This is a genomic window from Ornithinibacillus contaminans (assembly GCF_001038425.2).
Classification (GTDB): domain Bacteria; phylum Bacillota; class Bacilli; order Bacillales; family Amphibacillaceae; genus Ornithinibacillus; species Ornithinibacillus contaminans.
In genome coordinates this window covers 1-10251 of sequence record NZ_LDPV02000014.1, presented here as the reverse complement: position 1 = coordinate 10251, position 10251 = coordinate 1, and the positions used below count along the sequence as shown (strand labels likewise).

Here is a 10251-nt window from a genome sequence, read left to right as displayed (position 1 = left end):
GATACTAGCAGACACAGGCGCACTGCTTTTCAGCGCGAGGAGGCTCAGCAGCCCCCGCGGCAAGGTAGACACTGCGAGGTAGTTTCGAGCAGATGTCACCCCTGTGCTGGAAGTGAAAGCGAAGTATATTCCCGGAGCGGGTATCGTGCACCAACGTTCGGATTTTATCTAACCATTAACACTTATGTCCCAGCCCCATGTTTTCCACGAATGGTTTGCGAGAATTATGGTGTCTGCAAACCTTACTCAATCCCAATCGAAATTAACTTCTTCTCTAAAAACTCATCCATTCCGTAATGCCCACCCTCTTTAGAGTTACCGGATTGCTTGATACCGCCGAACGGTGCCTCTGGAACAGAAGGGAAGACATCGTTGACACCAATCATGCCATAGTCTAGTTTTTCAGAAACTCGCAGTGTCCGGCTTGTGTTTTCCGTGAAAATGTATGCGGCTAAACCATAGTCCGTGTCATTCGCTTTTCGAATAACCTCATCTTCATTGGTAAAGGTTTGGATTGGGAAAAGTGGTGCAAATGTTTCTTCGCGCATTACCTTCATCTCATCAGTTGCGTTTTTAACGATTGTTGGTGGACAGAAATAGCCTGGTAAATCGCCTTTCCATTGACTTCCGCCCGTTACAAGTTCAGCACCTTTTGCTAAGGCATCGTCTAAGTGTGAATTGAATTTTTCAAGTGCTTGCTCGCTGATAAGTGGACCAAGATCTGTATTTTCTTCTAGACCTAAACCTATTTTTAGCTTCTCAACTTTTTCTTTTAGCAATGCCGTAAATTCATCAGCAATCGCTTCGTGTACGTATAATCTATTGGCACAAATACAGGTTTGCCCATTATTGCGGAATTTACTTGCTACTGCCAAGGTAGTGGCTTTATCTAAATCAGCATCGTCAAAAGCGATAATTGGCGCATGACCACCGAGTTCTAAGGATACCTTTTTCACCGTATCTGACGCCTCACGCATTAAGTATTTACCAACCGCAGTAGAGCCAGTAAAGGTAATTAGTTTTACTTCTTTATTCGTTAGCATTTCCTTGCCGATTTCTTGTGCGTCACCAGTTACTAGGTTGACCACGCCGGGTGGCATGCCTGCTTCTTCGAAAATTTTCACAATCTCAATCGCAGATAATGGGGTTTCTGGTGATGGTTTTAAGACGGTAGTACAACCGGCAGCTAGAGCTGGACCTAGTTTTCTTGTAATCATGGATGAAGGGAAGTTCCATGGTGTAATAGCAGCTACAACGCCGATTGGCTTTGGAATCACGAGTAATCGTTTTGACTTCGTGGAGGATGGAATCCATTCCCCATAGCCACGTGAAGCTTCCTCTGCATACCAAAGTAAAAATCCAGCCGCACCTTTTACTTCACCAATCGCTTCTTTTAGTGGTTTTCCTTGTTCTGTGGTTAAAATTTCGCCTAAGCGTTTTGCGTCTTTTCGCATTAGTTCGGCAGCCTTATAAAGGATGCGGGAGCGCTCTCGTCCGGTCATTCCACTCCAATTTGGAAATGCTTGTGACGCTGCATCAATTGCTTCTTTCGTTTCTTCTTGACCGCCATACGCTATCTCAGTAATAGCTTCTAATGTGGCAGGATTATAGATGGTTTGTGTCTTGGCTGAATTTACTTCTCGCCACTGTCCATTAATATAAATGCTCTTTGTTAATGTCGAGATCATAGTGAATCCTCCCTTAAATTTTTTCTATCTTAAGCATATCGCACCTACAATCTTCCATCAATTTGTAGGTGCGATATGGTGATTAATTTACTAGTTCTTTATCTGAATTCCATGCTGGTAACATTTTATTAAGCGGCTTATCTTTACGATAGCCGAGCACATACTCAGCCTGCATAATCGTATGGATTTCACGAGTTCCTTCATAAATAACGGGTGCCTTGGAATTACGCAAGTAGCGTTCTACTGGGTATTCGTCGGAATAACCATAAGCTCCGTGAATTTGTAAGGCATCATCTGCAGCCTGGTTGGCAAAATCACATGCCTGCCATTTGGCAAGGGATGTTTCTCTTGTGTTTCGTTTTCCTTCGTTCTTAAGCTCACCAGCACGATAAACAAGTAGCCGGCTCATCTGTAGTCCAGCTTCCATTTTGGCAATCATTTGTTGCACCAATTGATGCTTCCCGATTGGTTTACCAAAGGTTTCCCGTTCGTGGCAGTAGTTTACACTAGCCTCGATACATGCCATGATTTGGCCGACAGCACCTGCCGCAACCGTGAATCGCCCATTATCAAGTGCTGCCATGGCAATTTTAAACCCTTCACCTTCCTCGCCGAGTAGGTTTTCTTGTGGTACTTTTACGTGATCGAAAAATAGTTCGCCAGTGTTACCAGAGCGGATACCGTGTTTGCCTTTTATCGCTTTGGAGGAGAACCCTTCCCACGTTCTTTCTACGATAAATGCTGAAATTCCGTGGTGCCTTTTTGATTTGTCGGTATAGGCAAATACAAGAAAATGGTCGGCGATATCACATAACGATATCCACGTTTTGGACCCATTTAGAATGTAGTAGTCGCCCTCTTTGACAGCGGTTGATTGCAAGGCGGCAACATCTGACCCTGCGCCTGGCTCAGTCAATCCAAAGGCACCAATCTTTTCTCCCTTTGCTTGTGGGACGAGATACTTCTGTTTTTGCTCTTCTGTACCCCATTGTAATAAGGTCATGCTGTTTAAGCCGGTGTGAACCGATACAGCGGTACGAAAAGCGGTATCGCCTCGTTCTAGCTCCTCACAAACAATGGCAAGAGAATTATAATCCATACCACTGCCTCCATACTCTTCCGGAATACATACCCCCATTAGTCCAAGCGCTGCTAATTTAGTAGTGATAGCTGGATCGAATTTTCCTTGGCGATCCCAATCAGCAATGTAAGGCATAATCTCCTTATCTACAAAACTCCTAACCGTATCTCGCAACATGTTTTGTTCATCTGTAAAATTAAAATTCATTAAAAATCACTCCTATTCGTTACTATTGGATTTGGTAGCTTGTTTAGTTAGCAAGATTTCCTCATTATGTTCACCAGCATTTGGCGGATGGTGCCGTAAAGTGACAGGCGTCCGAGAAAACTTTAATGGACTACCGATCATTTTGATTGTTCCAGCTGTTGGATGCACGGTTTCTAAAAACATTTCTCTGGCTTGAAGCTGTGGATCATCCGTAACTTCCTTGAGATTTTGAATTGGGCCACAAGGGATGTTAGATTGGTGACACTGATCAAGCCAATAACTTGTCGGTTTAGTGATGAGAATATCTTGAATTAGGGGCACTAAAATGGCTCGATTTTGCACACGAGCTGGATTTGTTTGGAAACGTTCATCATCACTATATTGTTCTTTTCCTAAAATAGTACAAAAAGCTTTAAATTGATGGTCATTTCCTATCGCAATAACCATTTCGCCATCCATCGTTTGAAAGGTTTGATAAGGAACGATATTCGCATGCTGATTGCCTAGTCGGGTTGGGATTTTTCCAGCCATCAAATAATTACTTCCAATGTTCACGAGTGCACTTACTGCGGAATCATATAGGGATATATCAAGCTTCTGCCCTTTACCGGATTGATGGCGTTCCAGTAATGCAGCTTGTATGCCAGTTGCTGCATACAGACCAGTCAAAATATCGGTAATCGCTACACCAACCTTTTGTGGTCCTGAGTCCTCGTCGCCAGTAATACTCATAAGACCACTCATCGCTTGAATAATAAAATCATAGCCTGGCAAATCCTTATAAGGGCCAGTTTCTCCAAAACCAGTAATCGAGCAATATACAAGCTTCGGGTTGATGTTTGCGAGCTCTTCATAATCGATTCCAAAGCGCTCCATCGTACCAGTTTTAAAATTATGGATGATGACATCACTTTTCGCTACGAGCTCTTTAATGGTTTCAATACCTTCATTGGATTTTAAATCTAATGTGATACTTTTTTTATTCCGATTCGCACAGAGATAGTAGGCACTGACGTCATTTTGAAAAGGTGGTCCCCACTTTCGCGTTTCATCACTTCCACCAGGCGCTTCCACCTTAATAACTTCAGCACCAAGATCACCAAGAATCATCGTGCAATAAGGGCCAGCAAGCACTCTGGATAAGTCCAGAACGGTAATGTTATTTAACGCTCCTGACACTATTTCACTCCTTTCCAGATCGGTTCTTGTATGAAAAAAAGCCAGTTCAACAAGAACACAGCAAGAATGCTGTATTGCAAGAAGAACTGGCTTTTGCTTGTTGGTACAGCTCAGGGCATGAACTGTGAACAAGCTAGGCAGTGATTGTGGATATATCATTCTGTTAGTCATGTGATTAACGGTGTAAGCGCTTTACATGACTCTTAAATACAGTTTAATGTATTCTGAATAATATGTAAATAGGTAATTTGAGATTTTTAGTTGGATTGTTAGGACGAGGATTGTAGAAGTTTTGTAGGAGGGCGTTAGCATGTGTGTGGTGGTGATTTGGGTGTGAGGTATCAGCAGATATTTAGGGATATCAGTAGGATTTTTGGTGACATCAGCAGATATTTAGGAATATCAGCAGATATATGGTAACATCAGCAATTATTCCAGAATATCAGCAGCTTTTCTAAAATATCAGCAGAAATCTCGAAACATCAGCAGCCCAGCCACATCCCAACATCGCTCGGAATCCCATCATATCGCTCAAACCGCGGAAACATCGCTCGGAAGCCCAATATATCGCTCAAACGGCAGAAACATCGCTCGAAAGCCCAACATATCGCTCAAACCGCGGAAACATCGCTCGAAAGCCCAATATATCGCTCAAACCGCGGAAACATCGCTCGGAAGCCCAATATATCGCTCAAACGGCAGAAACATCGCTCGGAATCCCATCATATCGCTCAAACCGCGAAAATATCGCTCGAAATATCATTGTATCGCTCAAACGGCGGAAACATCGCTCAAAAGCTCATTATATCGCTCAAACCGCGGATATATCGCTCAAACCCCAATCCCCAAAAAAAACAGGAGCCACCTGGGCTCCTGTCCTCTTACTTCATTGCTTTTTCTAGTTTAGAAATCATTTTAATCGCTTTACCAGTTCCGATTGCTACGGATTCTAGTGGGTTTGGTGCAATATGAACTGGTACAGATAGTTCATGTGCAAGCCATTCTTGCATACCTTTTAATAAAGATCCACCACCTGTAATGACGATTCCGTGGTCAACAATATCACCACTAAGTTCAGGTGGGCAGTTCTCTAACGTGATGCGAATTGCTTGTAGAATTTGCTCCAATGACTCTTTAATCGCTTCATAAACTTCCTTGGAAGAAATACTAACGGTTTTTGGTAGACCGGTTACCATATCACGTCCACGGACATCCATAAATTCCTCTTTATGATTAATATGGGCATAACCAATTTCCATTTTTACATTTTCAGCAGTACGTTCACCGATAAGGATGTTGTATTTTTTACGGATGTATTGAATGATTTCCTCGTCCATCTTGTCGCCACCGACACGAACAGAGCTAGATGATACAACACCACCGAGTGAAATAATACCGATCTCAGCTGTACCGCCACCAATATCTACAATTACGTTTGCGATTGGCTCATCAACTGGTAAGTCGGCACCAATAGCTGCAGCAACTGGTTCTTCAATTAAATGAACCTGTTTCGCGCCATAGCTTGTTACCGCATTATGAATGGCTCTTCTTTCAACGGTTGTACTACCAGAAGGGGTACAAACCACAACAGTAGGTTTTCTCATGGACATCCCCATAATTTTACTTACCTTCTTTAAGAAAGCTTTTAGCATTTGTGCGGTAATATCATAATCGGCGATAACACCATCTTTTAATGGGCGAATTGGTACGATATTACGAGGGGTTTTACCGATCATTTCCTTTGCTTCTGTTCCAACGGCTACAACTTGTTTTGTATTTATATCAATCGCAACAACAGATGGCTCGTTTAAAACGATCCCCTTGGTTTTTGAATAAATAAGTATATTTGCAGTTCCTAAATCAATTCCGATTTCTGCAGTAGAAAACATAATGAGTTCCTCCAATGATGACGAATAATGTAATTTAGTACGATATAAGGTTCTATATCGACATGATTTTTATGGGTGTTAACGAACAGATACCTTTATTATTCACTAAACTAATTAACATTATTAACAATAATTGGCTAGTTAATTTATCGTAAAAGGTAAAAGTGCTACTATATTAAAATAAGGTATATTTGGTCGGAACTCAAGTTTCAATTGTTTTACATTTTTTGTCGATTGTAATAAAAATGGAAAGTCATCTCGGGAATAAACGTGAGATAATGTGTTTTAAGTAGGATTGTATCGGAAATTGTCTAGTGAGGGGTTGAAAAATATGAAACGAAAATTTAATCGCATTAGACTATTGGCAGTCGCCTTAATTCTTTTTAGTTTAGGGATGCCTGGCCTAACAGGGGCAGAGGATAAAGGTGTGACCCACTATTATTTTTGGAACGGAACCTTTTATCCATATCATGTTAACTCGTTAGAAGAATATTTTGATTACACCTTTTTAACCAAACAAGATGCATTTACGCAAGTTAATTGGAAAGAAATAAATGAAATTGTAACAAAACGGTTAGCTGCGAAACAAGATCAAGAAACAAAGTCAGAAGCAACTGAACCAGAAAAGCAGCCTACGGAAAATACACAAAAACCGAATCAACCAAACACGAATGAAACTAACCATGCCAATGAACAGAAGAAAGAACAAAAGCAGAAAACACCAACTATCAATCAAGCAGAATTTGAGCAGAAAGTAATTGATTTAACGAATAAGGAACGATCGAAACATGGATTAGCCCCATTAAAATTAGATAAAAATCTAGCGAATGTATCTCGAAAAAAATCATTGGACATGGTGCAGAACAACTATTTCTCTCATGACAGTCCGAGCTATGGTTCACCATTTGATATGATGGATAACTTCGGTATTCATTATTATTCTGCCGGTGAAAATATTGCAAAGGGGCAGCGTACACCAGAAGAAGTGGTTGCGGCATGGATGGCTAGTGAAGGGCATCGCGCGAACATTTTGCATGAGGACTATACCCATATTGGAGTTGGGTTTGTTCAGGAAGGATACTATTGGACACAGCAATTTATTAAGCGGGTGGATGATGCGGTAAGGCAAACGGAATTTGAGCAAGCAGTTGTTGATTTAACAAATGAGGAGCGAGCTAAAAAAGGGTTAGCCCGATTAAAAATTGATAAACAGTTAGCAAAATCAGCCCGTGCCAAATCAATTGATATGAAGGAACAGCATTATTTTGACCATATGAGCCCGACCTATGGTTCACCGTTTGATATGATGGATACATTTGGGATATCCTACCAAACGGCGGGGGAAAATATTGCTAGAGGACAGTTTACACCAGAGGAAGTAGTGCAGGCGTGGATGGACAGCGAAGGTCACCGGGCAAATATTTTAAATCCGGATTACACACATATCGGGGTAGGCTTTGATAAAGCTGAAGTTATCTGGACACAGCAGTTTATTGGAAAATAGACCTAAAATAGGAATTTGCGTTATACTTTAAATAGAGCATACATGACGTAGCGCTGGGAAATGCATCAAAGATTCTCTACCAAGATTCCCTTATTTTTCTTAACCATAGGAAATCGTTACTACTTCTAAACAAGTGTGAGATAAAAAAATGGGGGGATTTGGATTGAAGAAAGTTGTGTTAGCGGGCGGAACAGGTTTTATTGGCAAGTATTTTGAAACGAAATATAGTGAGCTGGGGTATGATGTTAAAATAATCTCTAGAAAATCACCATATATTTCTTGGGATGATCAAGCTGGGGTTATCGATGCATTAGAAGGTGCTGAGCTAGTTGTGAATCTAGCTGGGAAAACAGTCAACTGTCGGTATAATGAGAAAAATAAGCGGGAAATAATGAATTCAAGGCTGACCACTACGAAGATACTAGGTGAGGCTATTTTGGCATGTGAGAATCCACCAGAGGTTTGGATGAATTCAAGTACAGCAACGATTTACCGCCATGCAGAGGATCGCCCAATGACTGAGGAAGATGGGGAAATCGGTTCGGGATTCTCGGTGGATGTCGCAACAAGCTGGGAGAAAGCCTTCTTCGATTTTCAGTTGCCAAAAACAAGACAAGTTGCCCTACGTACGGCAATTGTTCTAGGTAAAGAAGGCGGGGTTATGATGCCTTATTATAACCTAGTGAAATTTGGACTTGGTGGCAATCAAGGAAAAGGCACGCAAAAATTTAGCTGGATACATATTGAGGACGTATTTCAAATTGTACGTTTTTTAACCGAACGCAAAGAGTTGAGTGGTGTCTTTAATTGTTCAGCCCCTGAACCAGTGAGTAATGAAAAATTCATGACAGAACTGCGAATCATGTTGAATCGACCATTTGGATTCCCTTCTCCGACTTGGTTATTGGAAATTGGTGCGATCCTAATTCGGACAGAGACAGAACTAGTGCTGAAAAGCCGTTGGGTAATTCCCAAACGATTAGAGCAAGAGGGCTATCAATTTACTTATCGTACGATTCATGAAACATTACAGGACATTATTGCGTAATACATGCATGCTTAAAGAAAAAGAATATATTCCAAAAACGTCACTTATCATGTGGCGTTTTTTCGTGTTTCGTAATGGTGATTTGACCAAGGACAGTCAGCTTTTTGGAGTGGGGAATAAACCTTGTTTCTTGAACATCCTTCGCTAATCAGTATAATTATAGTGAATATTGGGGGGAGCAATTATGGTATTTACATTATGGATATATACATACGCCATTCTATTGATTATTAGTAGTTGCTTTAGCTTTTATAAAGCTAAGCGACTCGTTCAACAACCTAGCACATCGGAAAATCGACACAGAATCTTTGCAACACCACAACGCATTTCGCAAAAGGTCATCAAAAAAACAGGTACCACCGTACAGGTCACTGGTCAGGAAAAAATCCCAGAAGGTGCAGTGTTATATGTGGCAAATCATCAAGGATTATTTGATATTTTAGCGTTTTTAGGACATCTAGGAAAACCAGTAGGCTTTATTGCAAAGAAGGAAATTAAAAAACTTCCAATCATTAGTAATTGGATGGGATTATTACATTGCGTATTTATTGATCGTGCAGACAGAAGGCAATCGGTGAAAGCCATTAATCAAGGGATTGAAAACTTGAAAAATGGACATTCACTTGTTATTTTTCCAGAGGGGACTAGAAGCCGAGGAGCAGAATTAAATTCGTTCAAACCCGGTAGTCTTCGATTGGCAACCAAAGCGAATGTTCCAATAGTACCAGTAACAATTGACGGAACTTATAAGATGTTGGAAGAAGATAATGGGCGAATCAAAGGATCTGCGATCAAATTGATGATTCACGATCCAATTTTTCCAGAAACGTATCAGGAATTAAAGAGTAATGAGCTTGCACTGGAAATACAGGAAATTGTTCAACTGCCACTGAAGGAAATATATCACTCTAGTGAAGAGGGACTTGAGTCAGAAGTAGTGATAGGTGCTCATTAACCTTCTTGACAAGGAAAAAACAGAAAAGGGGTACTATATGACGTATAACGTAATCATTAATTTGCCAATAGCAAATCATGAAGTGCCAGAACTAAGGGAATTGATTGGATGGGGAAGAAGAGATAATGATTATCCTGCGATATTTGAACGATGTAATTTTTGGGCAGGAGTAAGAAGTGAGGATAATAGACTCATTGCCTTTGGTTATGTATGTGGAATGGGCTTAGAGCATGGCTATCTGGAGGATGTCATGGTACACCCTGATTTCCAGGGGCAAGGTATTGGGGTAACACTAGTGAAGGCATTATTAAGTGAATCTGAGCGTTTTGGATTGGGAATAGTAACCGTATCGTTTGAAGAGGAAAATACTAACTTCTATAAAACTAGTGGTTTCACACCAAGTGCTGGGGGCGTTTGGCAATCCTATTAAAAAAGATGCTGGGACATACGTGTTAATGGTTAGATAAAATCCGAACGTTGGAGCACGATACCCGCTCCGGGAATATACTTCGCTTTCACTTCCAGCACAGGGGTGACATCTAATCGAAACTACCTCGCAGTGTCTACCTTGCCGCGGGGGGCTGGTGAGCCTCCTCGCGCTGAAAAGCAGTGCGCCTGTGTCTGCTAGTATCGCTTCGGAGTATGCTTCCTCAGCGCAAGGGAACGAAGAAGGTTATTCAAGTAGCACCCTCACTGCGGG

General features: G+C 41.3%; 7 protein-coding genes and 2 pseudogenes. 5 read left to right on the top strand and 4 right to left on the bottom strand.

From position 1 onward, the window contains the following. Nucleotides 1-242: 242 nt before the first annotated feature. The 4 genes from JF53_RS02640 to mreBH all read right to left on the bottom strand — a co-directional run bounded on the left by JF53_RS02640 (nt 243) and on the right by mreBH (nt 6044). Nucleotides 243-1688, bottom strand: a complete 1446-nt coding sequence (locus tag JF53_RS02640; protein WP_047980442.1) for an NAD-dependent succinate-semialdehyde dehydrogenase — start codon at nt 1686-1688, stop codon at nt 243-245. An 82-nt stretch (nt 1689-1770) separates the two neighbouring features. Next, nucleotides 1771-2976: an acyl-CoA dehydrogenase family protein gene (locus JF53_RS02635; RefSeq protein ID WP_047980441.1), complete on the bottom strand. Its 1206-nt coding sequence runs from the start codon at nt 2974-2976 to the stop codon at nt 1771-1773. Nucleotides 2977-2988: 12 nt separating this feature from the next. Further along, entirely contained in the window at nt 2989-4155 is a 1167-nt protein-coding gene (locus tag JF53_RS02630; RefSeq protein ID WP_047980440.1) for a CaiB/BaiF CoA transferase family protein, read from the bottom strand. 881 nt (nt 4156-5036) lie between these two features. Next, the gene (gene mreBH, locus JF53_RS02625) at nt 5037-6044 is read right to left on the bottom strand and encodes a rod-share determining protein MreBH (protein ID WP_047980439.1); all 1008 of its coding nucleotides are present in this window, start codon (nt 6042-6044) and stop codon (nt 5037-5039) included. A gap of 736 nt (nt 6045-6780) precedes the next feature. Between mreBH and JF53_RS17820 the strand changes: the two are divergent. From JF53_RS17820 to JF53_RS02605, 5 genes and pseudogenes are all read left to right on the top strand, one after another. Further along, nucleotides 6781-7152 (top strand): annotated as a pseudogene (locus JF53_RS17820) (CAP domain-containing protein); the annotation flags it as partial. An 18-nt stretch (nt 7153-7170) separates the two neighbouring features. After that, a pseudogene (locus JF53_RS17815) lies at nt 7171-7548 on the top strand (CAP domain-containing protein); the annotation flags it as partial. Between the two features lie 148 nt (nt 7549-7696). Further along, nucleotides 7697-8596, top strand: coding sequence for a TIGR01777 family oxidoreductase (locus tag JF53_RS02615; RefSeq protein ID WP_047980438.1), 900 nt, complete (start codon nt 7697-7699; stop codon nt 8594-8596). A 184-nt stretch (nt 8597-8780) separates the two neighbouring features. Further along, complete coding sequence (locus JF53_RS02610) at nt 8781-9551, top strand: lysophospholipid acyltransferase family protein (protein ID WP_047980437.1); 771 nt, start codon at nt 8781-8783, stop codon at nt 9549-9551. 37 nt (nt 9552-9588) lie between these two features. Next, nucleotides 9589-9981: a GNAT family N-acetyltransferase gene (locus JF53_RS02605; protein ID WP_047980436.1), complete on the top strand. Its 393-nt coding sequence runs from the start codon at nt 9589-9591 to the stop codon at nt 9979-9981. The last annotated feature ends 270 nt before the right edge of the window (nt 9982-10251 follow it).